Raw genomic sequence first — 26,168 nt, forward strand, 5'->3', positions numbered from 1 at the left:
CCAGGGGTTTTTCATCTGCTCTTAGGCTGAAAAGAAGCAGCATTTAAATCAGGCGCCGATACGTTACCGGAATCTTCCATTGAATTTAAAAACAGTAATGAAAGAAGATGGTTCGGTACAAGATCTCTCCATCGAAAGAAAAATAGTCACAAAACGCCCAGCAGAATTAGCATCAAAGGAGCCTTTCCTCTACAATTTTAAAGGGATTTATTTCATTCAGTAGAATTAGTAATTGATGCTTTTTGGAGAGGATTGTTTTATCTATGAAAGATTTAATTGATAGAGGAATTGTGCCGGATGAAATTAGCAGTGAAAAGTTATTAAGCGGCGGAACGATGAGCAAGCTGGTCCTTTTGGAATTTCATGATGGCTCAAAAAAAGTAGTGAAATATAACCCCCCCGCTGTTACAAGATCCGAGGCTATGTTTCTAGAGAAATATCAATCCATAAAATTACTGCCACGGCTTTATTACGTAGATCCTTCATATGAATTTTTGATGTATTCATTTATAGAAGGCGCTGTAAGTTTCAGGGAGATAAATAAGGCCGAAGCTCTGAAGGATTTGGTCAATAAGCAAATCAACCACTATCAAAAAAATGAATCATTTGAAGGCTGGGGCTGGGCAGATGAACCTTCTTCTTCCTGGAATGAGTTTCTCATTAATGCAATTGAACAAGCAAGCGTTATTATTGGTGATAAACTCCCACTGGAAGATGCTGAAAGGACAAAAAAATTAGCCCTGGAACATAAAATCGGCGACACCCCTTTTCTGCTCCATGGCGATTGCGGTTTTCATAATTTTATTTTTAGAGATGGTAAGCTTTCAGGGGTTATCGATCCTATTCCTGTTTACGGTGAGCCAGTATATGATCTGATTTACGCCTTCTGCTCTACCCCCCACGATTTAACAAAAGATGTTATTAATTCTGCCGCCAGCCTCCTCATACATGGTAAAAGTGTTCATGGGCTGTATAAAGAGGTTGCAGTAGGTCTTTATTTGCGAATCGCAGCCTGCATTAAACATCATCCTGATGATCTGGAAAGATATCTGGATTCATGGAGTTACTGGAAAAAATTAATAGAGCAGAAAAAGGCTTCTTCGTCTTAGGAGAAGCCTTAATTCATACATTTATACCAAATAAGTGCTCTGCGCTCTCGATTTCCTTCATAAGTTCTTTTTTAGCTGGGCTATATTCATTAGTGTTTTCATACTTTTTGAGGTAACTCTTCTTCTAACTGGGATATACCTGGAAGATCCGTTAGAATGGAACTAAAAATAGTTCCGATTAATTAAATGTCTAGTAATCTGAAGGTTATCAAGTTGATAAAATGAATGTAGTGAGTTCTATTTTCCCCATTGGAAATGACTAAGTTTCCCTTGGTGGCTTTTCTTAATATATATTGGCCTAATGCGCAACAGTAATCAACATAATTATATTATGTAAACATGAGTTTATTCTGCCTTCGCTTCAATCAGTTCGTTTACTTCTGTTGATTGTGTATCAATGACAATCCCTCCGGTGATCTGCTGTAATTGCTCGAATGTGATTGGCAGCGCAGACTGTGCTGTCCCTGCTGCTGTAAAAACAATATCAAACCTTTTCATTGACTCATCTAAAAATATAGGAACCTGTTTATTTAAAGCAAAAGGACAGACACCGCCAACCTGGAAACCGGTTATTTCTACTACCTCTTCCGGTGATGCAAGCTTCGGTTTACCGGAGCCAAGAAGAAGTTTTACTTTTTTCTGGTTCATCCGGATATCACCAGCCATGACAAATAATCCAAATTTATCACCGGCCTTAAAAAGAATTGATTTAGCTATTTGAGCTTCTTCTACTCCTAAAACTTCGGCTGCTTCCTCTACCGTATTGGTATTGTCATTAAATTCAAGCGGTACAAGATCAGGATCATAATGCCTTACAAAATTGCTTACCTTTTCGAATAACATAATAATTTTCCTCTTATCTTAAATGTTTTTTCAAAGTTTAAGACAACGAGTTTCCTTTTTCAAGTAAAGTGCATCCAGAATGAATGGTTATGTTTTCTTTTTGAGACAAATCTGGTATAATTGACCCAAATAAACAAATATGATTAGAAACTTGGCGATTGCAGACCCTCGGGGCAGCCTTAGCCGTAGTTTATGCGTTCAGAACTTACCTATTTATTAAATCTGAATACAAAAAAAGCCGGACATGCGGGAACATGGGCGGCTTAGCAATAGACGGTTCCTTCAACGGGATCGGCTGTTAACCGGAGATAATCCACCTGAGCCGTCAACTCAAGGGTGGATTATTTTTTTTGGCTAAATGACAAAATCGAGATTACTAATGTTGCAAAGCCGATCATGGCCATTATAGATTCGAATACTGTCATACAGCACCACCCCCTTTCACAGGAAGTGAGCCGACCACCCTCAAGAAAACCTTTTCTATTGTTCTTATATTATATCATTTTCATGATAAAAATACGAACATATGTTTTATTAATATTTCTGTTAATAGAATTGATATCCAGCTGAACCCATCAAATATCTCTCTATTAAATAGCCAAAATAATAGTTCCTCTAAAAATGAAAAGCTTAAAACATTTAATTTTCAGTAAATTCTCCACCTTTTAATTTTATATATAGTACAATTAAGCTATAAACCAAGAGACTTTGGAGGATTTTATGAAGCCCCTTGCCAAACATCTAATTATTATTTCATTTGACTGCCTGTCTGGATTAGATTTCCCTTTATTGCAGCAACTGCCTCATTTTCAATCGATAATAAAACAAGGCTCATACTCTGATCGTGTCGAAAGTATTTATCCTTCGGTTACTTACCCATGCCACACTTCAATTGTGACGGGAAATTACCCAAAACGGCATGGAATCATAAACAATACACTGTTGCAGCCTGGAAGAACTTCACCAGACTGGAATTGGTACCGTCCAGCCATCAAAGGAACAACCCTCTATGATGAAGCCAAAAAGGCTGGTATGACAACAGCCTCACTATTATGGCCGGTAACTGGCAAAGCAAAAATTGATTACAATATGCCAGAGATTTTTGCAAATCGGCCGTGGAAGAATCAAGTTATGGTTTCACTTTTTAACGGCAGCCCGTTGTATCAATTGGATTTGGACAGACGTTTTGGCCATCTGCGAAATGGGCTGAACCAGCCTCAACTGGATGATTTTGTCTTAGCTTCTACGATATATACCATTAAAACGAAAAAACCAAATTTGCTGATGGTTCATTTTGTCGACCTTGATTCTCAGCGTCATTTTTACGGATTTTCCTCAAAAGAAGCAGAGGCAGCTATATACAGGCATCATCACCGGCTCGAAAAAATTATAGAGGCATTAAAGGACAGCCGGATTTATGATGAAACCTCAATTGTTATACTTGGAGACCATAGCGCCCTTGATGAAAAGAAAGCGCTTCATTTGAATGTTTTGCTGGCTGAAAAGAAGCTCATCAATGTAAGTGAAAATGGCAAGGTGATAAATTGGAAGGCATATTGCAAAAGCTGTGACGGCTCAGCATACATTTATTTAAAAGATAAAAATGATTCTAAATCATTTCATGATGTTAAACTGCTTCTTACTTCTTTGCTAGATACTCCTGATTATGGTATTGAGAGGATTCTTACCTCTGAAGAAGCTGATGAGAAAGGGGCTGATCCAAATTGTACTTTTATGGTTGAAGCAAGGAAAGGGTTTTATTTTTTAGAGGATTGTAAAGGCGATTATATAAAAGAGATTGATAGAGAGGACGTCAAGGCTGATAAAAAATATACTCTTGCCACTCATGGATATTCACCAGAGAAGGAAGACTATTCAACAGTGTTCATAGCAGCAGGAAATGGGATCCGAGAAAACTTCCCCATTCCCACAATGCGGCTTGTAGACGAAGGTCCGACTTTTGCGAGGATTTTGGGATTAGCACTTGATGATACAGATGGAAGAGTAATCGAGGAAATGCTGGAGTTTTCCAATTAAAGGGGGAAAATAAATGAATCGAATCACCCAACAAGAAAAAAGCTGGACCTTTTACGATTGGGCAAATTCTGCTTATTCATTAATCATAACAACTGCCATTTTTCCTTTATATTTTAAATCTGCTGCTTCTGAAGCAGGAATTGCTGCTTCCACTTCGACAGCATATTGGGGATACGCCAACTCCTTAATTACTTTGCTTGTCTCCCTATTTGCTCCCCTTTTAGGAACTATTGGTGATTATAAAGGGTTCAAGAAAAGATTCTTTACCTTTTTCTTTTCACTCGGTATTGTTTTTACAGCGCTATTATCTATAGTTCCGAATGAACACTGGCTTGTTCTCTTAATTTGTTATATGTGTACGGTTGCAGGATTTGCTGGTGCCAATATTTTTTATGATGCATTTTTGGTGGATGTAACAAGTGAAGATCGAATGAATCGAGTTTCCTCAAGAGGATTTGCTATGGGGTATATTGGAAGTACTATACCCTTCCTTATAAGTATCGCATTGATTATTTTTGCACAGCAAAAAGTTCTCCCTCTTTCAGTTACAGCAGCAAGCCAGGCAGCCTTTGCAATTACCGCCCTTTGGTGGGGGATATTTACCATCCCAATGCTAAAAAATGTTAATCAGGTCTATTATAAAGAAAGAGTTCCGAACCCTGTATCAAACAGTTTCAAAAGAATCCGCCAAACCTTTACGCATATCAAAGCATACCGTGCTTTGTTCTTGTTTTTAATTGCCTATTTCTTTTATATTGATGGTGTTGATACTATTATTACAATGTCTACCTCTTATGGTTCAGACCTTGGAATAACTTCAACAAACTTGCTAATTATTTTATTTGCAACTCAGGTGGTAGCGGCACCATTTGCCATCCTCTATGGCCGTCTTGCCGAAAAGTTCAGAGGAAAAACGATGCTTCTGGTAGGTATATTTGTTTATATTATCATTTGCATCTATGCTTACTTTTTGAAAACAACTTTAGACTTTTGGATTCTTGCTATGCTTGTAGCATCATCACAAGGGGGAATCCAGGCTTTAAGCCGTGCATACTTTGCAAGGCTGGTTCCTAAAGAGTCCGCTAATGAATTCTTTGGCTTTTATAACATCTTTTCAAAATTTGCAGCAATAATGGGCCCCTTTTTAGTTGGAGTTACTACTCAAATTACAGGAAATACAAATAGCGGCGTGTTTAGCCTGGTTATACTATTTTTGATAGGCGGGTTTATTTTAAGCAGAGTTCCAGTAAGTAAGAAAGTTTCTGTCTCCAAATCTATCCAAGGTTAACTAATAATAGAGCAGGAACGGTTTTTCGTTTCTGCTCTATTATTGCTTAAATATCGTTAATGCAGATTGGGAAACTTTCTTCCTAATTTTAAGCGGTGTGGCTTTTTAATCACCTTATTGTAAAATAAGCAAGGCTTTTTAATCGTAAAAAAAAGAAAAAAGCGCTATAATTAACGCAATAATCTAATATTTGATCGCTTTTAAGATGATTGATTCTCCCTGGAAGGAGGCTACTGCATTACCTGAAAACTGTATCCGGAATTTCTTTATTATCTCCTTGTCTGCTGCAAGTATAAATTGGTTCAATTCCATTTTATCCTCTTCTGAAAGTTTCATCCGTTCACACCACGAGTTGTACTGAAAGGTTTTTTCAAACCGGTGAACTTCTTTGATTTCAAACCCGGCTGATTCAAGCATTACCAGCCATTCGGACTTTTTCCAGGCCCTAAAATGGCTATAGTCCCTCTTTTTCTCAATAGTATTATAAAAGGAATCAAAACTGTCCTTTTCCGGGGCAACATTATCAACAAGCAGGAATTGTCCCTCTGGTTTAAGTACACGATACGTTTCTTCAATAAAACTTTTGATGTTGGGAAAATGATGGGGTGCAATTCGGCAAGTAACAGCATCATATAATTCCGGAGAGAATGGAAGATTTTCCGCGTCAGCTACAAGAAAATCAACATTGCTGTTTCCATTTCCTATTACAAAGGCTTCTGCTGCTCTTAGCATTTCAGGTGTCAAATCAATTGCAGTTACCTTGTCAGCAAAAGGTGCAAAGGCATTGGCAGTGTGCCCGCCTCCTGTAGCAATATCAAGTACTCTCTCATCCCCAATCAGGCTGGCGATCTGGACAAGCTTATATAAATCCTTGCCTTCTTTATGGATTTTGCTGTTAACATATGATTCTGCATTCCTGCCAAATTGCTCCTTTACATCTTTCTTTATATCCATGTACTCCCCTCCTGTTTTAATCGGCTAATTTAACTATACAACTTTAACCTTATAAATTAAAATACTACTTATTTATTAAAACGCATAAGTGTTCCTTATCAATCTCCACCAATTTGGACAAAAAAAGTATATTCTTTTAGAAACCCGCGTATATATCTTTGCACTGTATTTATGTCAGATTTTTAATCTATTAACCAAATTGAAACATCTCATTAACAAGAAATTCAAATAAAAATCTATATTGTTATGAGGATAGATTTGGCGGAGGTGTAAAAATTGGCTAAGCGTAAATGTATTGCTATGCTGCTGGCAGGAGGCAAAGGCAATCGAATGAAAACATTAACTAACAGTATTGCAAAACCTGCTGTTCCATTTGGAGGAAAATATCGAATCATTGATTTCGCTTTAAGCAATTGCAGAAATTCTAATATTGATACGGTGGGTGTGCTTACCCAATATCAGCCTCATGTTCTCCATAAATATATCGGCAACGGGCAAAACTGGCACTTAGACAGACCTGATGGAGGCCTTACACTTTTACCGCCATTTGAGTCACGGGATCAGATTCGCTGGTATGATGGTACGGCAGGTGCGGTCTATCAAAATATTCATTTTATCGAGCAATATAATCCCGACCATGTTCTTATCATTTCAGCTGACCATGTTTATAAAATGGATTACAGCCTCCTTCTTAAACAGCATATTCTTACTGGAGCGGATGTCACTATTTCTGCTGTAAATGTTCCTTGGGAAGAAGCAAACCGTTTTGGCATTCTTAAAACAAACAAGCAGGGTAGGATTATTGAATTTGAAGAAAAACCGAACCGACCTTCCTCCAAACTGGCTTCAATGGGAGTATATATTTTCAAAAAAGAAGTTTTAGTGAACTATTTGGAAGCCAAAGGAAACAATATTTTCCCTTCAAGTGATTTTGGAAAGGATATTATTCCAGCAATGCTCGCAGATAGGCTTTCCCTATATGCCTACCGCTTTGATGGTTATTGGCGGGATGTAGGAACCGTTGAAAGCTTCTGGCAGGCAAATATGGACCTTTTAAACGCTCACTCCAATATATTTTTAAATAACAGTGATTGGAGAGTTTATACTGAAGAACGGTGCCATCCCCCGCTCTATTTGGATTCTAAGGGGGTTATAATGAACTCTCTTGTCAGTGAGGGCTGTAAAATCTACGGAATTGTTAAGAACTCAGTCGTATGTACGGGAGCAAAAATCGGGAAGAATTCCGTAATTCGTGATTCAGTCATTCTCCCTGATGCAGAAATCGGCGACAATGTACTAATCCAAAATGCTATCATTGGATGTAATGTTTATGTAAACGACAGGATTGTAATTAAATCTTCTTATCCCGATAATGAGATTGCCCTTGTTGGTGATAATCATTTTTTCAGGGAAACAGCAGCCTATACGGCAACATTTTCTATGTAAAAAATCAAACAAAAAGAAGGATAGCAGGCGCTATCCTTCTTATATGTTAATTTGTTTTTTTTGAATAGTATCTTTGGAATGGTTCTTGAGTATTAACTGCTCCCTTTTGATCTCTTTAGCCAGCATACGGAGGCCCCCCAACATATAAAAATAGCGCATTTCAATTACATATTTTATAAAGGAAGCTAGTTTTCCGTTTATATGATTTCCATAAACCATTCCCGTTGCATTCCTTTTTCCGAGTGACATAACAGTTCCCCTGTAAATATAAGTGAAAGGCTTTACAGGCTGGCCATATACTTTTAAGGCTATATTTTTCCCACAATATTGTCCCTGCTGAAGCGCAATTTGAGCAGAAGGCGGATATGGCTCTCCTTCTGGAGAAAAACTTACGGATGCATCACCAAGTATATAAATTCCCTTGTGGCCCTCAACTTCCAAATACTCATTGACGATTACTCTCCCATCCAACATCGGAAATCCCAAATTTTCAACTATTGGATTGCCCTTAATTCCGCCAGCCCAGATCAATGTATTCGTTTTAACCGTATTTCCATCACTAAAGAGTACTTCTTTATTTGAACAGGAAGAAATGGCTAATCCACCTTGCACTTTACATTTTAATTGTTGCATTGATTTCCAGGCATCCTGTGCCATTCGGGGGTCATACCCATTTAATAATGTTGTTGCAGATTCTGCGCAGATTACTTTTACTTTTTCTTCTTCTATCCCATACTTTTTACACATTTCAGGTATTTGCTCCAGGAACTCAAAGAGAAATTCTATACCAGTAAAGCCTGCTCCACCTATGACGAATGTCAGCCTGCTTTCATCCTGGTCCGCATTATACTTAATAAATTGATTTTTGATATGGGTCCTTAGTCTTTCTGTTCCCTCAAAGTCAAATATGAAATGTCCATTTTCATTAAGACCTGGGATATTAAAGGTCCTCGGGGCCCCTCCCATTGCAGCCACTAAATAATCATATCTTTCGGAACAGTTTTTTAGAATAACTTCTTTTTTCACTAGATCTATTTTTATTACTTCGTCTTTTATTAGGTGAATTCTTTCAGTATCAATTAAATTTGATATTGGGAGGTGTATTAATTCCGGATTAAGCGCTCCAGCTGCAGATTCATGTATTTTTGTTGTTAAATAGTGATAATCATGTTTATTAATTAAAGTGATTTCTGCCCTTTTGGCATGGACCTTTTTTTGGAGAGTTACAGCTGTCAGTAATCCGGCGTATCCGCCTCCTAAAATAACGATCTTTACTTTCTCCGCCATTATCTTCACCCCTATGGAATTGACTTGAATCATTTGTGAAATAATTCACAATTCCTTTTTCTTCATTTTATTCCAGACCTTTTCTAAGGTAAACTTTAATTTCGGGAAATATTAATGACAATTTTGGTGGACAATTTGCGGTATGTAACCGGAAATCACTTAAACATCTTTAATATATTAGGAAAGTAATTACCTCTCGTAAAAGACTTCCTTTAAATGAGATAGGTGGCTGCTTTTTTTTGATTCTTCTTTGTCTCATAAGGTTTTCTTTTATATAAAAGAAAACCCCTTGAATTACTTTTATACACTTTGGGATAAGCTAAGAAAAAAACAGAAAGGCATGATGTCGATGGATATAATTGATCCGAAAGATGTTAAAGCTGGTGACGAGGTATTTGTGATTTATCATAATCCGCATACACCTTCCGTTGCTAATATTAAGGCAGCTGAAATTGTTCAGCACCCAAAAGACCCTGAAAAGTTAGCATTATTTTTGCATGAATCCTTTCACCTTATAGAAGAAGATGATGCCTTTTTTCCGACGGAACAGGCTGCAGAAAAAGCATACAATGAGCATTACGAGGATTATGATTTTTAGAAATTCACTTTACTTCAAATTTTAAAAAATTTAAGAATTTTCTCTTTTTCGCTTTACAATACTAAATTACCGATGTAGAATAATCCCTATATTATCTGAAATATTAAAATGTAATGATGAAGACGGCTTAAAGAAGTGCCTCAGAGAGTCGGTGGATGGTGCAAACCGATGCTATTCTTTAAAAAGCCCAGCCCTTCTGAACAGGTCTGCTGAAATTAGTAAGCCGGCCCGGCATATGCCGTTACCTTTTCAAGTTTACTGGTTCCCAGTAATAAATTAGGGTGGTACCGCGTTACTCACGCCCCTTATAACAGGATGAATATGCCTGTTATAAGGGGCGTTTTTATTTTTATATAACGAAAGGATGTGCATTTTCCATGCTTATGGATCAAAAATTTCTTTTAACGCCTGGACCCACACCAGTTCCTGAACGGGTTATACAGGCAATGAATGTGCCAATGATTGCCCACAGGGGAAAACAATTTCCAAAATTACTTGAAGAAACTGCCACTCGTCTGGCTCCTATTTTTGGTTCAACAAACCCCGTAATCCTTATTTCTGGCAGCGGAACCGCAGCATTGGAGACAGCTGCATCCAATATTGTAGAAGCAAATGATGAGATTGTAGTTGTTGTAACAGGAGCTTTTGGTGACCGTTTTGCTTCCATTTGCGAAACCTTTGGCGCTAATGTTCACAGATTGGAAGTAGAATGGGGAAAAGCTTGTCACCCTGACGAGCTAGAGGAATATGTTAAAACAATAGGAAAAAATGTAAAAGCTGTTTTTGCCACCTATTGTGAAACTTCCACTGGTGTATTAAATCCTATTCAGCAGCTGGGGGAAACAGTTAATCGAATCTCTGATGCCTTGTTTGTTGTGGATGGTGTTAGCTGTATCGGTGCTGTACCTGTTGATATGGAAAGCTGGCATATAGATATGCTTGTATCGGGTTCCCAAAAAGCGTTAATGCTTCCTCCTGGTCTCGCTTTTGTTGCCTTAAGCAATAGGGCCAAAGAGGCAGTAAAGAATTGCCGTACAAAGAGATTTTATTTAGATTTAAATAAGTATGTTACCTCATATGAAAAGGAATATTCAACGCCATTTACGCCAGCTGTATCATTGATTTATGGTGCCAGGGAAGTTTGCAGCATGATTGAGGAAGAAGGACTTGAAGAGGTAATTTCACGCCATATGCTTTTAAAGAAAATGCTTAGGGAAGGATTAAAGGCATTGGAGCTGCCTCTTCTGGCTTCCGATGATGATGCTTCTCCTACAGTTACAGCAGTTATAACAAATACAAGCGAATCAAAACAGATTAAAAGCGCTTTGGAAAACAATTACGGAATAATCCTTGCAGGCGGCCAGAAGAAATTAAAAGGTGAGATTTTCAGGATTGGCCATATGGGGTATTGCACCCCCTTTGACATGCTAAGAGTTTTAAATGCACTTGAAATGACGTTAAGCGAAACTGCAGGTAAAGGAATATTAGGAAAAGGGATTTCAAAAGCACAGGAGGCTTGGTTGGAATATGTATAAAGTTCTTGTAACAGATTCAATCAGTGATGAAGGCTTAGTAACTATTGCCGAGCATCCGAATTTTACAATTGAAAAACAGGTTGGACTTAATCCAGCCCAACTAATAGAAGTTATTGGACAATATGATGCATTAATCGTTCGCAGCCAAACACAAGTAACAGCAGAACTTATTGAACACGCCGGCAAACTTAAAGTTATTGCCCGTGCCGGAGTTGGAGTCGATAATATTGATGTGAATGCTGCTACGAAAAAAGGAATTATAGTCATTAATGCTCCTGGAGCTAATACTATTGCTGCTACTGAGCATACTCTGGCACTCATGCTTTCCCTTGTAAGAAGTATTCCGCAGGCACATAAAGTAACAGCAAGCGGTAAATGGGATCGAAATTCATTTAAAGGGATTGAACTATACAAAAAAACACTCGGAATAATTGGAATGGGGAAAATCGGGACTGAAGTTGCAAAGCGTGCAAAAAGCTTTGGAATGAACATATTAGGATTCGACCCTTATTTGACTGCAGAACGGGCTACTAAACTAGGAATTAAAAAAGCTACCGTTGATGAAATAGCCCAAGAGGCGGATATTATTACTCTTCATACCCCTCTTACAAACGATACACGAAATTTGGTTAATGAAGAACTTTTAGCAAAAACGAAAAAAGGTGTTCGTTTTATCAATTGTGCACGTGGCGGGATAATTGATGAAAGAGCCTTAATTAAAGCTTTAGAATCTGGGCAGGTGGCAGGAGCAGCATTGGATGTATTTGAAAAAGAACCTTATATTGACCCAGAATTACTTTCACATCCAAATGTCATTGTAACTCCCCACCTGGCAGCTTCCACAGTTGAAGCTCAGGAAAAAGTAGCCCTCGAAGTAAGTGGTGAAATTATTGATATTTTAGAAACACAAACAATTCGTAATGCCGTTAATATGCCGCCAATTACTGGAGAGGCCCAGAAAAAAATAAAATCCTTCTTCCTTCTAGGGGAACAGATGGGTCAATTGGCTGTACAGCTGTTAAAAGAGGCTCCGGATAAAATTGAAGTTACCTACTCTGGGGACCTGGCAGCAGAAGATACCGACCTATTGACAAGGACAATACTTAGAGGAATCCTTTCCTGGCATTTCTCTGACTCTGTAAATCTTATAAATGTTTTCCATCTTTTAAAGGAACAGGGTATTCCTTATCTTGTTCAAAATAATGATGCAAGCAAAGGCTTTGCCAGCTACCTGGAACTAACGCTGACCCGTGGAAAAGAAACTGCGCGTGTCGGAGCCACTGTACTGGAAGGGTATGGAGCAAGGATTGTTAAAATGAATGATTACCAGGTCGATGTTAGGCCCGAGGAACACCTTTTATATATCAAGCATACCGATATTCCGGGCATGATTGGAAAAGTAGGATCAGTCTTGGGTGAGCATCGCATTAATATTGCTACTATGCAGGTTGGCCGGGCCGAAATTGGCGGCGATGCAATCATGGTTTTAACGCTTGATAAAAAGGTGGATGATACTGCCAAACGTTCACTTGAATTAATTAATGGCCTAAATGAAGTGCAGGTATTGGACATCACAGCCATTGAAACGGCTGCTCCATTTTAAAATAGAATTAATCTAATCCTTTTTCAGCTATTATTTCTATAAAAAACAAAAAGGGGCTTTGCCCCTTTTTGAATGATTGAAAGAGACTAATGCTGACAAACTGGACAGTAAAACACTTTTCTTGAAGATATTATTTCTTTTTTAATAATGGAACCACACCTAAAGCATTTTTCACTTTCCCGATCATAGACCAAACACAAATTATTGTAGCCTCCTGTTTTGGTGTCCCCTTTAAAAAATGGCATTTCCATATAGCCACCATCGTTAATTGCCTTTCTTAAAATCCTTAATATAGAGGAATAAAGCCGGGAAATCTCTTCTTCCTTAAAGTCCTGGATGTTCTTAAACGGCAGGACACCTGCGTCAAAACATATTTCATCAGAATAACAATTCCCAATTCCAGAAATAAAGCTTTGATCCACCAATTTTGTTTTTAATCTGCCCCTCTTTTTTATCAAAAGTGTTTTAAAACTCTCCCGTGTAAAACCGCTTTCTAATGGCTCAGGGCCTAATGAAGACAAAAGTTCTTTTACTTCTTCTTCCATATATAAGTGTAAATATCCAAGCCTCAGACCAATAAAATTAAGGTGGTTAGCTCCAAAGGATATCTGCACCTGTATTGTCCTTTGAGGCTTTTCCTCTTCGGTACCATAAAACAAAATTCCTCCCAGCATAAGATGTAAAAGCAAAACTCTGCCGTTTTCCAAATGGAATAATAAATGTTTTGCTTTCCTTGTTACCTTTAAAACTCTTTGGCCATTGACACTTCTCACGAAAAGATCTGGTGTTACGTTTACCGACTTTACTCTGTTTACATTCACTGAAGTAATAATTTTCCCGCCTATTTTTTCATTAAGAAGTATTTTATAATTTTCCATTTCCGGTAATTCGGGCATTAGCTTACCCCCTGTTTGTTCTCTCCCTTCTATGATTTCCGAAGAAAGGGTCATTATGTAGAACCTGCCTCTCAAAAAGTAAAAGACGGCCCAGTATTTGGGCCGCCTTCCTTTTAAAGTCTTACTTTCTCTACCAAATGAATATCTGATCCTCCAGGTCTCATGATCCGCTTTAATATGGTATCCACATAAGATGTAAACCCTTTTTGAGATCGTTGTCTTGGCCTTGGAAGATCGATAATTTGGTCAAGGGAAATTTTTCCATCTTCAATCATTATAACCCTGTCTGCTACTGCTACCGCCTCTTCAACATCATGGGTGACGAGAATAGATGTATATTTTTTTTCAAGCCAAAGCTTTTCTATTAAATCCTGCATTTCAATTCTGGTTAAGGCATCCAGGGCACCAAGCGGTTCATCAAGCAAAAGGAGCTCAGGTTGATGAATAAGTGCTCTGGCAAGTGCAACCCTTTGTTTTTGTCCTCCTGATAATTTGGCAGGCCAATCATTGATACGGTCTTTAAGGCCCACCTTATCTAACGCTTCAATGGATTTCTGTTTCCAATCCCCTTGCAATCCAAGCCCTACATTATCAAGGATCTTTTTCCAAGGAAGAAGCCTCCCATCCTGAAACATAATCCGTGCCTGTTTATTGAATCCATTAAGCTCTTTCCCATTCATAAGAATTGATCCCGAATCACAGCTTTCAAGTCCGGAAATAAGGCGCAAAAGAGTGCTTTTTCCACAGCCGCTTTTTCCAACAATAGCAAGGAATTCACCTTTTTTGATGTCCAAACAGATATTATCCAATACCATTCTGTTTTCGTAACCTTTACCCACATTCCTAAGCTGGATACTGGTTTCATGAAAATGATTCTTAACCATTACATTACTCCCCTTACCATTAAGTATTCCATTTCAGCCATTTTCTTTCAAAAAACCTGGCAATAACATCAGAAAGCTTTCCAAGCATGGCATAAAGCAATATGCTCAGAACGATAATGTCCATTTGCAAAAATTCTCGGGCATTCATAGCCATATAACCTATACCAGAGTGAGCTGAGATAGTTTCGGCTACTATTAAAGTAAGCCACATAACACCGAGCGAAAACCTTACTCCTACTAGTATGGAAGAAAGAGCTCCCGGGAAAATAACAGCAAGGAACAGGGTGACACCTTTTAGTCCATAAGCCTTCCCCATCTCAATCAGGCGTTTATCGACAGAACGTATACCGTGATAAGTATTAATATACACGGGAAACAGAACTCCAAGAGCAACGAGGAATATTTTAGATGTCTCGCCAATTCCAAACCAGAGAATAACAAGAGGAATCAGTGCCAGGTGCGGTATATTCCGCAGCATCTGGATAGATGTATCCGTAAAAAGCTCCAGCCATTTAAATACCCCATTAAAAAGTCCAAGTAAAAACCCAATTAAGCCGCCAATCAAAAAACCTGTTAAGGCTCTTTCCAGACTGATGATAACATGGTCGAAAAGTTCCCCTGTCATTGCCAGAGTTAGAAAGGCTTTAAGTACTGCCAGAGGGGAAGGCAGTATTCGCGAAGAGATAATTCCATCAGAGGATAAAATCTGCCAAACTAGCAGGAGCAAAAAGGGTAATATCCAGGGTATAATGGTTTTCATTGCCCCTTTAATAAAATGTTTCAATATTTTTACCCCTTTCATTATTAACTTGGTTTAACGGTTCATTAGATCCTTAACAGTAATTTTCTTTGGGATAATTTTCAATTCATAAAATGTATCAGCAATTTGCTGCTGTTCTTTTATCAATTGCGGAGTTAATTCATCGACTCCGTATTCCCGTCTTTCAACAGCTATTTTTAAAGATGGTTCATCAATCTTAAGAAGAGGCGCCAGCATTTTTACCAGTTCATCATGATGGGAATTAGCCCATTCTGATGAGACTTTAATTCCGTCTATCAAATCATTTATGATATCATGATGCTTTTTGGCAAAATTCTCGTTTGCAAGGAAGAAATCCCTATCAGTTGTGAGACCTTCACCATTAGTTAACATCTTGGCATTAGCACCCGTTTCAGCAGCTGCCGTAAACGGATCCCATACTACCCATGCATCGATTTTCTTTTGCTCAAAGGCTATCCGGCCATCGCCCGGCTGGAGAAATGCTGGATTGATATCACCGTATTTGAGACCCGCCTTTTCTAATGCTTTCACTAATAAATAATGAGAGCTGGATCCTTTTGCAAATCCTATTGTTTTCCCTTTTAAGTCCTTAAGAGATTTGATGGAGGAATCTTCATGTACCAGAATTCCGCTTCCATTAAATTTTGGTTTACCGGCAGCAATATAGACAAATGGTGTGCCCGCAGCCTGAGCAAAAATAGGTGGAGAATCTCCTGTCCTGCCAACATCTATACTTCCTGCATTTAAAGCTTCCATTAATGCTGGTCCAGCCTGAAATTCATTCCATTCCACTTGATAACCTTTCTTGGCTAAACGTTTTTCCAGTGTACCCAGTGATTTAAGAATTACAAGCGGTCCATTTTTTTGATAGCCAATCCGGATTGTTTTAGTTATTTTCACCTTATCATTTTTGGCAGCTGACTTACTTTTATTTGGTTCGCTTTTGCCACAGCCGGCAAGGAAAAGACTTGCCACCAAGAAAGTGCATAAGATTGTTAAAAGTGTTAGTCGTTTAACCTTCATTCTGCTTTCATCCTTCCCGCATCTTTACAGGCGTTTATCCCTCTGTATTAACGTATGTCACGGGAAAATATAGGTTCCTGTCCGGGGTGATTACAACATAATGAGATTAAAAATAAAGAAAACACCTGCCCAAAGCGGTGTTTTCACGTTGTTTTATTTTGCAGTTTTTTCTTTCTCTGCCATTTAATCAGAATAAATAATCCAAGGAGGATAATTTCTAAGGACAAACCAAGGCTTGGCCAGGTATAAAAGGAAAAGTCAATCTGATTAATGTTATTTTTAAATAAAAGGATCGATAAATGACCAAGAATAAGGGAAACCGGCAAAATATACACATTAGTTTCCCTCTTAACTAAACAGCTTAATGCTTTATTTAGGCAAAAAAGGGCAAGGGCCAGTTTGGTAAAAATATTGGGAAGCCAGACTACGACAATAAACACATCAAGCCGGTCAAGAAAATCTGTTAAATTGATTTGCTGAATTAACTGATGGCTTGGATAAGTGGAAACCTCAAGAATTTTCGGTCCCAATACACCTATTTCTGTAGCCATTAGAATACAAAACAGGGTATATATAATCCCAATGCCCTTAAAAGCAGCTTTTCTTATTTTTTTCATAGGATCAACGTAAGCAATAATAGTAACAATAAAAATCACCTCTCCAACCCATGAAAAAAGAATATAAGAGGATTTCATGACGCCCGGTAATGCTTCCATACCCAATACAGGCTGCAGGTTCCCAATCTGAAATTCATTTAAAAGCAAAAGCGGAAGGGCAACGACAATAGCGCCCAGTATAACAAATTGAATAACTGTAACCCTTGCTATTACTTCAAGTCCTGAGACTGTCACATATACAATGACTAATAAAGAAAGGGTAACTAGGATGTCAATTGGAGTATTGGGAAGCAAAACAGCGGCTACAAAATCAACGAATCCCCTTAAGTCCCTAATAAGGATAAATGCCATGAAAAAAAACACAAAAAGGTAAAAGATTTTTTCCAAAAACGAGTGATGATCATCTGGAACAAAAATATTCTCAAATTGTTCCTGTTTTTTTGCTCTGCCTATGATTATAAATACAAATAAAAGAATTGCTGGAAGCGTTACAAGTGCTAACACCCAGCTATCATGGCCCGAGCTTTTTATTAGTACCTGTGGGAGGCTGATAATTGATGCTGAAAAAATAAAATTTGCTATCAAAATACTGAATTGTCCGGCGGATATTCTTGGTTTCATTTTTCCACCATCCTTTTTGTTATACCTCCAACTGTCTTATTCAAAAATTCCATCGCTATATATACAGGAATTTCAAATACTGCACATAAAGTTATGCCGACCGTGAGTGCAACAGCTAAGTACACCCATTTTCGCTGTTTTTTTTCCACAAGCCCTTTTTTCAAGACAATAAAGAGATAGACTAGCAAAATTACCCAGGTTATGATCATTCTTACTTTCATTAATAGTTCCATCCTGTATTGGTCATTCTTAAAATTTCTCCATCTACAACTACCTTAACATCCAGATTGTGCAGATTTTCTTCCCAGTTTTCCTTAAACCTTTCATCCCAGAGGTTGTTTCTACTTCTATATAAATACCATCCTAGTCCTGCCACATCGATCCCTTCAGAATGTGAATGCTTTATAAGTGACAAAATTTCAGATCTAACTTCTTGCTGAAACTCGTTTACCACTCTGCTATATATTCTGGGCCTGGCTAGGTCCATATTCCCCTCATTTTCCATAAGGGTTCCCGTTGCTATTACTTTAAACGTAAACAGCGGTTTTCCGTTAACCATGGAAAACTCCGGTTTTACTCCACTTTCGATAATTCTTAGTGTGATTTCTTGTTTTTTTGCATCGGAAAAAGTAATTGATTTTTCGTTCATTTTATTGCGCAGCCATAATACTCCGCCTGATTCTTTTTTGTTTGTAAAAAAGGCAACTTTATCGTGACGCATAATGGCAAAGCTAGCCATTTTAAATCCTCCTTTGCCTTTTTCAACTACTGGTATAACTGCCTCTTTTCCATACCTATTCATATCCTGCAGTGCGTCCTTTACCGTCATACCAATATTGCTTTTTGACATTTCCCTCAAAGCTTCTCCAGGCAATAAATCGAGTTTTGTTTTAGTCTTTAATATATTAATTGCCTCACCCTTTGAAATTAATACAAATGTGGAAAGCCTGGACTGAGGCTGAGTAAGGACAACATTTAATGCTTCATTAATTCCTTCGCGGGCCAGCTTTTCTCCAATTATAAGAACACGTCGGTGAGCAAAATAGAGATTTCTTGATAAACGCAATTGAAGATTATCGTTACTTTCCCTAATGTTTCTGCCTGGTTCTGCATCGACATAATAAGGGCCACCGCTGGTTCCTCCTCCGCCCCCGCTTGATCCCGTCCCTCCCATTGCACTTGGAAGTGCAACCTGAACGGAAACATTATACTTATCAATTCCCTTCATATCAATGCCAGAGGCGATAACGAAAGCGAGGTCGTTAATCTCAATCCGATCCCAGCATCCCACTAAAAGAGGAATACTTATAAGAATCGGCAGTACACTCTTTAACTTTCTCATTTTTACTCCCCTTCTTCCCCATAACGTTGAGTAGTAGGTGGTTTTAAATGATCAATCATACGCCTTCTATTTTCTTTAACAGTTTGTTTAGGGCGCATTTCCAATGACCACCAAGGAGCCCTAATAAAAACATCTTTAAGTTCTTTAAATGACAGAGGCCCTAGAGGAGAAAAATAGGGAACCCCAAAGGATCTTAGTTTACATAGGTGTGTAAGGAGAAAAAGGGAACCCATTACTAATCCAAATAGACCAAACATTCCTGCCAGAATCATTAACGGAAACCGTAGCAGTCGTATGGAGATGGCCATGTTGAATCTGGGGATCGTAAATGAGGCTATACCTGTTATCGAAACGACAATAACCATAGGTGCAGAAACAATTCCTGCTTCAACTGCTGCCTGCCCGATTACCAATGCACCCAAGATACTGACCGCTTGTCCCACGATTTTTGGCAGCCTTACACCAGCCTCCCTCAATGCTTCAAATGATATTTCCATAATCAAGGCCTCTACAAAAGCTGGAAAAGGAATGGCTTCCCTTGATGAAGCAATACTGAATAAAAGATTGGTTGGAATCATTTCCTGATGGTAGGTTGTCACTGCCACATAAAGAGCTGGAAGTTCAAGAGCTACAAATACAAAAAGGATCCTTAGTATTCTTAAAAAAATAGATATATGATATCGATTATAATAATCTTCACTTGCCTGAAGGAATTGCCAAAAGGTAACGGGCAAAATGAGAACAAATGGTGTTCCATCTACAATGATAGAGACACGACCCTCTAAAAGATTTGCTGCGACAGTATCCGGTCTTTCTGTGTTTTGGATTTGTGGAAAAATACTCCAAGGATTATCTTCAATTAACTCTTCTATATATCCGCTTTCAAGAATTGCATCTATTTTAATAGCGTCAAGCCTTGCCATCACCTCATCAATCAAATCAGGCTGTGCCAGGCCTTCAATATAAAGTATGGCTATATTCGTTTGTGTTTGTTCCCCAATTGTTTTTGATACTATTTTTAAATGACTGGACCTAATTTTCTGCCTGATTAGTGAAGTATTGACTCTTAACCTTTCTGTAAACCCCTCACGTGGTCCCCTGACGGATGTCTCTGTTTCAGGTTCTGCAACACTCCTGCCAGTTGTGCCTTTAGCGTCAAAGGCTACAGCTTTTTCCATCCTATCAACAAAAAGGACAGTAAATCCTGCTAAAATCTTTTTAATCGCATCATCGATTTGCTCAGTTTCTGAAACAGAATTTATAGCAATAACCTTTTCTTTTAAATAATCAGCGGTCAGCTGACGACGCTCAGTATTCTCCAAAAGCTGCCTAATAGCCTGGCTTTCAATGCTAGCCGAATCAATCAGCCCGTCTACGAAAACCAAGCATGCTTTATTTTCCCCTGCAGTTATATATCTGAAGTTAATATCTGAACAATCCTTAAATTGGTCCTTTATAATTTCTATATTCTCTTCCAATTCAAATTTAATTTTTTCCCCTGTTTTTGTGGTAATGACCTCGGGCTTTTTTACCTGTCTGTGTTTTTTAAAAGATTTCATTTTCCAAACCCCATTACTCTTTTTTAATAATCTGTCCCTATAGGCCCAAATTATCCCTGAAAAGAGATTCTGAAAACCGTGGAAAAAAAAGGTAAACATAATTGTACCTTTCTTCGAAAAAATAATAAATAACCGTCATAAAAAGGAGTGTTTTTTTGTGGGTATACTAAGTGGCAACCCTCAGGATGAGCCATTGCATTCTGGGGAAGTTTTTAACCTATGGTCTCATCTTTTTGGAACGAAGGCGTATTTAGTCACTCTACAGGTTTTTTATAACCATACTGGAGACCATGACCTAAGGGTTTTTATTGAGGATTTAATGGAGAATTGTATTAAACAAGAGGAGCAGCAGGTTGAAGTAATTCTAAAAGAAAATGGAATCCGCCTTCCTCCGGCACCTCCCGGAAGACCCAATGTTCCTGTAGAAGATATACCGGCTGGGGCCCGTTTTAATGATCCGGAAATTGCAGCATTAATTGGAAAGGAACTGACTACAGGAAAGATATATGACAGCTATATAATGGGGATCTCCATAAGAGAAGATATTGCCCAATTATTTAATGAATTTCATACCCAGAAGGCAGAGTATGCTGAAAAATTATTAAAAATCAATAAGGAAAAAGGGTGGCTTGTTCCTCCGCCATTAAATCTTAAATAAACGGAAGAACTGTTAAGGCACTCAAATTTATTAAAGGATGTGATAATGAAGTGCCCTCCAAAAATAAAGGGATGTTAATTGCAGCAATTGGTTCCATTCCGTTGATCATGACTTTGGGGAATTCCATGCTGATCCCCATCCTTCCTCAAATGAAATCAGAATTAAAGCTTACCCAGATGCAGGTAAGCTTAACTATCACAGTATTTTCAATAGCTGCTGCTATCTTCATCCCGATTTTAGGATATTTATCCGATCGGTTTTCAAGAAAAATAGTCATTCTTCCCGCGTTGATCCTTTACGGACTTGGAGGAATTTTGGCGGGAATCGCTTCATCTTCCTTCGCCCATCCATATGCATGGATCTTAGTAGGGAGAACCTTTCAGGGGATTGGGGCAGCTGGAACAGCTCCAATCGCAATGGCATTAACAGGAGACCTTTTTAAAGGTGGGGAAGAAAGCCGGGTGCTAGGCATTGTTGAAGCATCCAACGGTATGGGGAAAGTTATGTCACCAATCCTTGGGTCCCTGTTGGGCTTAGTGGTCTGGTATTCAGTTTTTTATGCTTTTCCAGCCATATGTCTTATTTCTATTCTTTTAACATGGATATTTATAAAGGAAAAGCGGCACCGGCAAGCACCGCCTCCTTTCCCAAATTATATTAGAGGACTTATGTTTGTGTTTAAAACAGAGGGCAGATGGCTTTTAGTTGCTTATCTTGCTGGAGCAACCTGTCTATTCACTCTTTTTGGTATTCTCTTTTTTCTTTCGGATATCCTTGAAAAACAATATAAGATTGATGGGGTAATAAAAGGCTTAATTCTGGCCATTCCACTGCTGGTTATGGGTACAAGCTCTTATATCACTGGGGCAAAGATAGGGAAAAATCAGGTTACAATGAAAAGGATGATTGTTTTAGGCTTTACGCTGATGACGATATCTTATGTCTTCCTTTCTTTTTTTAATGAAAAACTAATCCCTTTCCTTTTTATACTGGTACTAAGCAGTATTGGAACAGGATTTGTACTTCCCTGCCTGAATTCTTTAATTACCGGCTCGGTCGGTAAAGAAAAGAGGGGATTTGTTACATCCCTTTATGGTTCAGTCCGTTTTATTGGGGTAGCCATTGGCCCTCCAATATTTACACGCCTGATGGAATGGTCCCAAACAGGGATGTTTCTTACAATAGCTGCATTAACTTTTGTGGTCGGTTTTCTCAGCCTGACATTAATACATGCCGAAAAAAGCGGGGGAAGTCCTAATAAGGGCAAGCAAAAACAAGCTTTCCGGTATAACTATGTTTAAATTCCTTACTTTTTGCGCCAGCTAAGAGAATAAGCACCAAAAAAGTCTATTTTGCATATAAAATCAACAATTTTTGTGGAAATCCATTGACTGGCAAGCGCCTGTATAATAATTTCCCATTTAATGATATAAGCTGTGAGAAGGAATATACATCCATTAATCCAGAATAAAGGCTTTCCAGGCAGTGTATTTCTATATGAAGCTATAATAAGTGCGATGACGCCTACTCCGCCATTTGAGACTCCTTGGCGCAAGAGCATTCCTACTCCAATTCCAAGAAAAATTGAGCCTATTAGAAGATCAAGCCAGACATTTCGTATAGGAAGATACAATGTTTTTTGAATCACAAAAATGGTTAGGGATGTTACACTTATCGAAAACATGGTCCACAATGCACATGCATTACCCAAGTATTTTATCGCCATTACGAGCATTGAAAAATTAACAGCCCAAAGAGCGAATCCCATGTCTAAATAAAAAAAATGGTGAAGCAGGACGGCCAGCCCTCCTGCTCCTCCTGATGGTATATCATGCGGAAACAAAAACAAGCCCATCCCAAATCCCTGAATAGCCCCTCCCGCAAGAACAATTCCTAATTTATAAAAAAAACGTTTCATTTAAATCCACCTCAAAGGAGTTTAATGGCTCTTTATGCACTATCTTATTCCTTCGGTATATCAAGTAGTACAGGCGTTATCATTAAAAAACTATATGTGAAGAACGAAAAAAACAGGCTGCCGAGTTACTGGCAGCCTTCATTTTTAAAAATTTGCTGGATCATTCTCATCAAGGGATAAAGTAGTTACACTTGTATATTCACCTTTGTCTATTTCCTCTTGTGAGGCACTTTCATTCAATTCATCCTCAGTATCAATGCCCTCAGCTAAGGTAGGTTCTCCATTTTCACCTGGTTTTCTTTTTTTCATATTTTCACCTCAATATTATTCTTCATTACCTTGCTCACTTAAATAAGGGTTTTCAGTTGTGGCAAAATCAACTGCCAGCAGGCTTTCCTCCGGTTCCATACCGTATAACTGCTTAAACTCTCCGCTTTTTATATCATTTTGTTTTTCCGACTGTTCTTTCTTCATAATTTTCCGCCTTTGCCTATTCCAAGATTATGCCGTTCTGGTAGCCCTTCATAAAGCTTCCAACTGTTTCTTCAATAAAGTTGTTATCTTCAGGAACCTGAACAATCACTTCATTACGCTGGTTTACGGCTACAATATTTACATTGTAAAATCTGTTTACATCTAGCTGAACTCTTAAATCCTCAGCGAGGCTTTGTGCATTGTACTCGTCATCAATAAGGAAACGAAAGTTTTTCATTTTGTTCCTCCCTCATTTACTTCTTAATTTAGCCCCATTTCTGTTTCAAACAATTAACTTCATGTTCATGTGTTATTCCTTCATCCGATGGAGTTTCAAGGATTAATGGGAGGTTCCCTATAACTGAGGCATTTAGAAGCTCAGTAAATTCCTCTTCTTTAATATAACCTCCGGAAAAAATATTCGCGTGGCGATCCACTCCGGAGTTTGCCGGATATTTAGAGTTATTAAAATGAATGGCCTTCAATTCTTGAAAGTAACCCTTTTCTGATCCCTTTTCCAGGAATTCCTTTGTGCTTTGAGTAGCCCATAAGCCACTTGCAAAAGCATGGCAGGTATCCAGACAGAAACCTATTTTCTCTGGTGAATTACAAAGACTTCTTACCATAACCAGTTCCTCTATAGTTGTTCCCAATGAACCAGGTTTTCCTGCATTATTTTCAATTAAAATCTTGGTTTTCCCCTCCCAGTTATCAAGGACAGCATTTAGCATGGCAATCATTAATTGGTAACCGGCTAGTGGGTCTGTTTTGCTAATACTGCTTCCAAAGTGAACAACAACTCCTAATGAACCGCACGCTTCGGCTATTTCCAAATCATTTTTTAAAGATAGAAGGATAATATCTTTTTTATTTTCTGAAGGTGTAAGATTTGTTGGATACGGGGTATGAGCAACAGATATTATGTCATGTTCACGACAAAATTCCTTGCATTCATGTGCGTCCTCTTTATTAAAGTTTTTCACAGACAAACTTCTTGGGTTTTTGGGAAAGTATTGAAAACAGGCTGCCCCAATTTTATCAGCACTCTTTGCTGCACCAAAATATCCCTCTCTTATACTTAAATGACATCCAAATCTCAAGCTAATCACACAACCCTCTTGTTTTCTTTAGTTTTATCCAATTTGAACAAAATGATATATCTACTCAACAAAAAAGCATTTACCCTAATGAGGTAAATGCCTTATTTATTATAATGACAAAGCTTCCTGGTGTGTCGTATTAAAAAGCCTGATTTATCGCTTTCTCAAGATCTATATTATCTTCATTTAAATAGCGCTTCGTTACATTGATGTCCTTATGGCCTGCCAGCCTAGAAACCGTATGGACATCTACTCCTTTATCAACAAGCCTCTTACAAAAAGTATGTCTTAATTTATTTGGATTTACCTCATATTTTTCAAGCATATATTGAATTCCCCTTGGCGAAATCCTTTTATTTACAGTTGTAACAAATAACGCTTCCACGTGATAATTCAGTGTTTGCATATAGCGTTCAAGGTGCTTTACAACTCTGCTTGACAAGGGAATCATTCTCTCAACGATATTATTATTTCGAATATATACCTTCCCTTTATCGTCCGTGATTTCTATATCCGATCGGTTCAATGAACACATTTCAGAAATTTTAATTCCTGTATGCAGCAGAAGATAAATAATTGCTATATTTCTCAGGTTTCCATCTTTTTCAACATCAGATAATAACCGCTCAGCTTCCTGTTCATTCAAAAAATCCGGATTAGTTAAATCCTTCACTTTTTCCTTCTTCTCAATATTAAGGATGATGTCTGAAAAACCTGAAAATCGTGCATAAACGCTTAAAGCAGCTAAATACTTCTCTACAGTACCCGGGCTTTTGTTCTCTTGTTCCAAATGACTGATATAATTCTGTACATCCATTTGTTTTACAGATTGTAGGTCTTTTCCCTCAAGCCAATTGTGAAACTTATCAAGTACTGATAGATATGTTTTAATGGTGCTTTCAGCTTTACCTTCTTTCTCCAGCCAGAAAATAAATTCTTCTATTTGTTGATTATAAGAATTTTCTTCTAAATTTTTCATCTCATCACCCCTAAAAGAAAATTTAGTAAGACTTTATTTTAACCCTACTATACATTTTCCTTAAAGTCAACTTCTGCGAAGGAATGGATGAATTTAACATAAATAATTTTAAAAAAAGGGTATCCCTTTAAGCATAGCTTCCAAGGATACCCACTTTTATTGCCTGGCAACGTCCTACTCTCACAGGGACGCATGTCCCAACTACCATCGGCGCTGAGAAGCTTAACTTCCGTGTTCGGTATGGGAACGGGTGTGACCTTCTCGCCATTGCTGCCTGGCCTGCTTCATTGATTAATTCTTCTTTGCTGGCCATGAGACGAGCTGAACATATTCCTCGTCGAATATGCGCTGGCGCAGGAGCAAGACATAGAATTCACAATGAAAAATTAACTTAATTGAGGATTAAATACATTGAGGTTCATTCCCTCAAAACTAGATAATGTATAGAAGAAGTAAAACGAGAATCGCTGGGCCCACAGGATGTGGGTCATGCAGACGTTGTCACAGGAAGTGACGGTCTTAGTCTGCGTTCATAATTATTGGTTAAGTCCTCGATCGATTAGTATCAGTCAACTCCATGCGTCACCGCACTTCCATCTCTGACCTATCTACCTGA

The 26,168-nt window shown here is 38.2% G+C and carries 27 protein-coding genes, 1 rRNA gene and 1 other annotated feature; of the genes, 9 read left to right on the top strand and 19 right to left on the bottom strand.

Annotation, left to right across the window (positions count from 1 at the left end; all coding sequences use genetic code 11):
- Window positions 1-263 precede the first annotated feature (263 nt).
- The gene (locus tag AC3WR0_RS11770; protein ID WP_492552497.1) at window positions 264-1,109 is read left to right on the top strand and encodes a phosphotransferase; all 846 of its coding nucleotides are present in this window, start codon (window positions 264-266) and stop codon (window positions 1,107-1,109) included.
- A 345-nt stretch (window positions 1,110-1,454) separates the two neighbouring features.
- On the opposite strand, the gene AC3WR0_RS11775 is transcribed toward AC3WR0_RS11770, so the two are convergent.
- Both AC3WR0_RS11775 and AC3WR0_RS11780 read right to left on the bottom strand, forming a co-directional pair.
- On the bottom strand, window positions 1,455-1,952 hold the full coding sequence (locus AC3WR0_RS11775) for a YbaK/EbsC family protein (RefSeq protein WP_492552498.1): 498 nt from the start codon (window positions 1,950-1,952) through the stop codon (window positions 1,455-1,457).
- A gap of 341 nt (window positions 1,953-2,293) precedes the next feature.
- Window positions 2,294-2,377, bottom strand: a complete 84-nt coding sequence (locus AC3WR0_RS11780; protein ID WP_420800284.1) for a putative holin-like toxin — start codon at window positions 2,375-2,377, stop codon at window positions 2,294-2,296.
- A gap of 295 nt (window positions 2,378-2,672) precedes the next feature.
- Between AC3WR0_RS11780 and AC3WR0_RS11785 the strand changes: the two genes are divergently transcribed.
- Together AC3WR0_RS11785 and AC3WR0_RS11790 are read left to right on the top strand one after the other, a co-directional pair.
- Window positions 2,673-3,989, top strand: coding sequence for an alkaline phosphatase family protein (locus AC3WR0_RS11785; RefSeq protein ID WP_492552499.1), 1,317 nt, complete (start codon window positions 2,673-2,675; stop codon window positions 3,987-3,989).
- Between the two features lie 13 nt (window positions 3,990-4,002).
- On the top strand, window positions 4,003-5,277 hold the full coding sequence (locus AC3WR0_RS11790) for an MFS transporter (protein WP_492552500.1): 1,275 nt from the start codon (window positions 4,003-4,005) through the stop codon (window positions 5,275-5,277).
- Between the two features lie 183 nt (window positions 5,278-5,460).
- Here the strand turns inward: AC3WR0_RS11790 and AC3WR0_RS11795 are convergent, their stop codons facing one another.
- The gene (locus tag AC3WR0_RS11795) at window positions 5,461-6,231 is read right to left on the bottom strand and encodes a class I SAM-dependent methyltransferase (protein ID WP_492552501.1); all 771 of its coding nucleotides are present in this window, start codon (window positions 6,229-6,231) and stop codon (window positions 5,461-5,463) included.
- 276 nt (window positions 6,232-6,507) lie between these two features.
- Here AC3WR0_RS11795 and AC3WR0_RS11800 point away from each other — a divergent pair, with 276 nt between their 5' ends.
- On the top strand, window positions 6,508-7,677 hold the full coding sequence (locus tag AC3WR0_RS11800) for a glucose-1-phosphate adenylyltransferase (RefSeq protein ID WP_492552502.1): 1,170 nt from the start codon (window positions 6,508-6,510) through the stop codon (window positions 7,675-7,677).
- 39 nt (window positions 7,678-7,716) lie between these two features.
- On the opposite strand, the gene AC3WR0_RS11805 is transcribed toward AC3WR0_RS11800, so the two are convergent.
- Window positions 7,717-8,964, bottom strand: a complete 1,248-nt coding sequence (locus AC3WR0_RS11805; RefSeq protein WP_492552503.1) for an NAD(P)/FAD-dependent oxidoreductase — start codon at window positions 8,962-8,964, stop codon at window positions 7,717-7,719.
- A 349-nt stretch (window positions 8,965-9,313) separates the two neighbouring features.
- On the opposite strand from AC3WR0_RS11805, the gene AC3WR0_RS11810 reads away from it, so the two are divergent.
- From AC3WR0_RS11810 to serA, 3 genes are all read left to right on the top strand, one after another.
- A complete protein-coding gene (locus tag AC3WR0_RS11810; protein ID WP_492552504.1) occupies window positions 9,314-9,562 on the top strand; it encodes a transcriptional regulator SplA domain-containing protein in 249 nt (82 codons plus the stop codon).
- Between the two features lie 104 nt (window positions 9,563-9,666).
- Window positions 9,667-9,871, top strand: a binding site (T-box leader).
- 68 nt (window positions 9,872-9,939) lie between these two features.
- Window positions 9,940-11,097 (top strand): pyridoxal-phosphate-dependent aminotransferase family protein, encoded by a 1,158-nt coding sequence (locus tag AC3WR0_RS11815; RefSeq protein WP_492552505.1) that lies wholly within the window; start codon window positions 9,940-9,942, stop codon window positions 11,095-11,097.
- Window positions 11,090-12,700 (top strand): phosphoglycerate dehydrogenase, encoded by a 1,611-nt coding sequence (serA, locus tag AC3WR0_RS11820; RefSeq protein WP_492552506.1) that lies wholly within the window; start codon window positions 11,090-11,092, stop codon window positions 12,698-12,700. The genes AC3WR0_RS11815 and serA overlap by 8 nt, the downstream gene beginning before the upstream one ends.
- 86 nt (window positions 12,701-12,786) lie before the next feature.
- Here the strand turns inward: serA and AC3WR0_RS11825 are convergent, their stop codons facing one another.
- The 8 genes from AC3WR0_RS11825 to AC3WR0_RS11860 form a co-directional block, all read right to left on the bottom strand.
- The gene (locus tag AC3WR0_RS11825) at window positions 12,787-13,596 is read right to left on the bottom strand and encodes an Fpg/Nei family DNA glycosylase (RefSeq protein ID WP_492552507.1); all 810 of its coding nucleotides are present in this window, start codon (window positions 13,594-13,596) and stop codon (window positions 12,787-12,789) included.
- A 113-nt stretch (window positions 13,597-13,709) separates the two neighbouring features.
- Window positions 13,710-14,480, bottom strand: a complete 771-nt coding sequence (locus AC3WR0_RS11830) for an ATP-binding cassette domain-containing protein (protein WP_492552508.1) — start codon at window positions 14,478-14,480, stop codon at window positions 13,710-13,712.
- Between the two features lie 19 nt (window positions 14,481-14,499).
- Window positions 14,500-15,264 carry an aliphatic sulfonate ABC transporter permease SsuC gene (gene ssuC / locus AC3WR0_RS11835; protein WP_492552509.1) on the bottom strand — a complete coding sequence of 255 codons (765 nt, stop codon included), beginning with the start codon at window positions 15,262-15,264 and terminating at the stop codon, window positions 14,500-14,502.
- Between the two features lie 30 nt (window positions 15,265-15,294).
- A complete protein-coding gene (locus AC3WR0_RS11840) occupies window positions 15,295-16,284 on the bottom strand; it encodes a sulfonate ABC transporter substrate-binding protein (protein ID WP_492552510.1) in 990 nt (329 codons plus the stop codon).
- A gap of 143 nt (window positions 16,285-16,427) precedes the next feature.
- Window positions 16,428-17,522 (bottom strand): GerAB/ArcD/ProY family transporter, encoded by a 1,095-nt coding sequence (locus AC3WR0_RS11845; protein ID WP_492552511.1) that lies wholly within the window; start codon window positions 17,520-17,522, stop codon window positions 16,428-16,430.
- Complete coding sequence (locus tag AC3WR0_RS11850) at window positions 17,519-17,743, bottom strand: hypothetical protein (RefSeq protein WP_492552512.1); 225 nt, start codon at window positions 17,741-17,743, stop codon at window positions 17,519-17,521. The genes AC3WR0_RS11845 and AC3WR0_RS11850 overlap by 4 nt, the downstream gene beginning before the upstream one ends.
- Entirely contained in the window at window positions 17,743-18,864 is a 1,122-nt protein-coding gene (locus AC3WR0_RS11855; protein ID WP_492552513.1) for a Ger(x)C family spore germination protein, read from the bottom strand. The genes AC3WR0_RS11850 and AC3WR0_RS11855 overlap by 1 nt, the downstream gene beginning before the upstream one ends.
- Before the next feature lie 2 nt (window positions 18,865-18,866).
- Window positions 18,867-20,423, bottom strand: a complete 1,557-nt coding sequence (locus AC3WR0_RS11860) for a spore germination protein (RefSeq protein ID WP_492552514.1) — start codon at window positions 20,421-20,423, stop codon at window positions 18,867-18,869.
- Between the two features lie 157 nt (window positions 20,424-20,580).
- Between AC3WR0_RS11860 and AC3WR0_RS11865 the strand changes: the two genes are divergently transcribed.
- Both AC3WR0_RS11865 and AC3WR0_RS11870 read left to right on the top strand, forming a co-directional pair.
- Window positions 20,581-21,081: a DUF3231 family protein gene (locus AC3WR0_RS11865; RefSeq protein WP_492552515.1), complete on the top strand. Its 501-nt coding sequence runs from the start codon at window positions 20,581-20,583 to the stop codon at window positions 21,079-21,081.
- A gap of 71 nt (window positions 21,082-21,152) precedes the next feature.
- Window positions 21,153-22,382 carry an MFS transporter gene (locus tag AC3WR0_RS11870; protein WP_492552521.1) on the top strand — a complete coding sequence of 410 codons (1,230 nt, stop codon included), beginning with the start codon at window positions 21,153-21,155 and terminating at the stop codon, window positions 22,380-22,382.
- Window positions 22,383-22,387: 5 nt separating this feature from the next.
- On the opposite strand, the gene AC3WR0_RS11875 is transcribed toward AC3WR0_RS11870, so the two are convergent.
- From AC3WR0_RS11875 to rrf, 7 genes are all read right to left on the bottom strand, one after another.
- Window positions 22,388-22,999: a YitT family protein gene (locus tag AC3WR0_RS11875; protein WP_492552516.1), complete on the bottom strand. Its 612-nt coding sequence runs from the start codon at window positions 22,997-22,999 to the stop codon at window positions 22,388-22,390.
- 144 nt (window positions 23,000-23,143) lie between these two features.
- Entirely contained in the window at window positions 23,144-23,308 is a 165-nt protein-coding gene (locus AC3WR0_RS11880; RefSeq protein ID WP_196814311.1) for a hypothetical protein, read from the bottom strand.
- A 15-nt stretch (window positions 23,309-23,323) separates the two neighbouring features.
- Window positions 23,324-23,473 carry a hypothetical protein gene (locus AC3WR0_RS11885; RefSeq protein ID WP_492552517.1) on the bottom strand — a complete coding sequence of 50 codons (150 nt, stop codon included), beginning with the start codon at window positions 23,471-23,473 and terminating at the stop codon, window positions 23,324-23,326.
- A 16-nt stretch (window positions 23,474-23,489) separates the two neighbouring features.
- A complete protein-coding gene (locus AC3WR0_RS11890) occupies window positions 23,490-23,711 on the bottom strand; it encodes a hypothetical protein (protein ID WP_027321310.1) in 222 nt (73 codons plus the stop codon).
- A 28-nt stretch (window positions 23,712-23,739) separates the two neighbouring features.
- Window positions 23,740-24,582, bottom strand: coding sequence for a deoxyribonuclease IV (locus AC3WR0_RS11895; protein WP_492552518.1), 843 nt, complete (start codon window positions 24,580-24,582; stop codon window positions 23,740-23,742).
- 130 nt (window positions 24,583-24,712) lie between these two features.
- Window positions 24,713-25,552 carry a tyrosine-type recombinase/integrase gene (locus AC3WR0_RS11900; RefSeq protein WP_492552519.1) on the bottom strand — a complete coding sequence of 280 codons (840 nt, stop codon included), beginning with the start codon at window positions 25,550-25,552 and terminating at the stop codon, window positions 24,713-24,715.
- A 161-nt stretch (window positions 25,553-25,713) separates the two neighbouring features.
- Window positions 25,714-25,830, bottom strand: a 5S ribosomal RNA gene (gene rrf, locus AC3WR0_RS11905).
- Window positions 25,831-26,168: the final 338 nt, after the last annotated feature.

This window comes from Neobacillus sp. FW104-15D2, from assembly GCF_058790155.1.

Bases quoted from the DNA above. Each gene is read 5' to 3' on its own strand.
- AC3WR0_RS11770 (WP_492552497.1), top strand. From the start codon at position 264: ATGAAAGATTTAATTGATAGAGGAATTGTGCCGGATGAAATTAGCAGT.
- AC3WR0_RS11775 (WP_492552498.1), bottom strand. From the start codon at position 1,952: ATGTTATTCGAAAAGGTAAGCAATTTTGTAAGGCATTATGATCCTGAT.
- AC3WR0_RS11780 (WP_420800284.1), bottom strand. From the start codon at position 2,377: ATGACAGTATTCGAATCTATAATGGCCATGATCGGCTTTGCAACATTA.
- AC3WR0_RS11785 (WP_492552499.1), top strand. From the start codon at position 2,673: ATGAAGCCCCTTGCCAAACATCTAATTATTATTTCATTTGACTGCCTG.
- AC3WR0_RS11790 (WP_492552500.1), top strand. From the start codon at position 4,003: ATGAATCGAATCACCCAACAAGAAAAAAGCTGGACCTTTTACGATTGG.
- AC3WR0_RS11795 (WP_492552501.1), bottom strand. From the start codon at position 6,231: ATGGATATAAAGAAAGATGTAAAGGAGCAATTTGGCAGGAATGCAGAA.
- AC3WR0_RS11805 (WP_492552503.1), bottom strand. From the start codon at position 8,964: ATGGCGGAGAAAGTAAAGATCGTTATTTTAGGAGGCGGATACGCCGGA.
- AC3WR0_RS11810 (WP_492552504.1), top strand. From the start codon at position 9,314: ATGGATATAATTGATCCGAAAGATGTTAAAGCTGGTGACGAGGTATTT.
- AC3WR0_RS11815 (WP_492552505.1), top strand. From the start codon at position 9,940: ATGCTTATGGATCAAAAATTTCTTTTAACGCCTGGACCCACACCAGTT.
- serA (WP_492552506.1), top strand. From the start codon at position 11,090: ATGTATAAAGTTCTTGTAACAGATTCAATCAGTGATGAAGGCTTAGTA.
- AC3WR0_RS11825 (WP_492552507.1), bottom strand. From the start codon at position 13,596: ATGCCCGAATTACCGGAAATGGAAAATTATAAAATACTTCTTAATGAA.
- AC3WR0_RS11830 (WP_492552508.1), bottom strand. From the start codon at position 14,480: ATGGTTAAGAATCATTTTCATGAAACCAGTATCCAGCTTAGGAATGTG.
- AC3WR0_RS11840 (WP_492552510.1), bottom strand. From the start codon at position 16,284: ATGAAGGTTAAACGACTAACACTTTTAACAATCTTATGCACTTTCTTG.
- AC3WR0_RS11845 (WP_492552511.1), bottom strand. From the start codon at position 17,522: ATGAAACCAAGAATATCCGCCGGACAATTCAGTATTTTGATAGCAAAT.
- AC3WR0_RS11850 (WP_492552512.1), bottom strand. From the start codon at position 17,743: ATGAAAGTAAGAATGATCATAACCTGGGTAATTTTGCTAGTCTATCTC.
- AC3WR0_RS11855 (WP_492552513.1), bottom strand. From the start codon at position 18,864: ATGAGAAAGTTAAAGAGTGTACTGCCGATTCTTATAAGTATTCCTCTT.
- AC3WR0_RS11860 (WP_492552514.1), bottom strand. From the start codon at position 20,423: ATGAAATCTTTTAAAAAACACAGACAGGTAAAAAAGCCCGAGGTCATT.
- AC3WR0_RS11870 (WP_492552521.1), top strand. From the start codon at position 21,153: ATGTTAATTGCAGCAATTGGTTCCATTCCGTTGATCATGACTTTGGGG.
- AC3WR0_RS11875 (WP_492552516.1), bottom strand. From the start codon at position 22,999: ATGAAACGTTTTTTTTATAAATTAGGAATTGTTCTTGCGGGAGGGGCT.
- AC3WR0_RS11880 (WP_196814311.1), bottom strand. From the start codon at position 23,308: ATGAAAAAAAGAAAACCAGGTGAAAATGGAGAACCTACCTTAGCTGAG.
- AC3WR0_RS11885 (WP_492552517.1), bottom strand. From the start codon at position 23,473: ATGAAGAAAGAACAGTCGGAAAAACAAAATGATATAAAAAGCGGAGAG.
- AC3WR0_RS11890 (WP_027321310.1), bottom strand. From the start codon at position 23,711: ATGAAAAACTTTCGTTTCCTTATTGATGACGAGTACAATGCACAAAGC.
- AC3WR0_RS11900 (WP_492552519.1), bottom strand. From the start codon at position 25,552: ATGAAAAATTTAGAAGAAAATTCTTATAATCAACAAATAGAAGAATTT.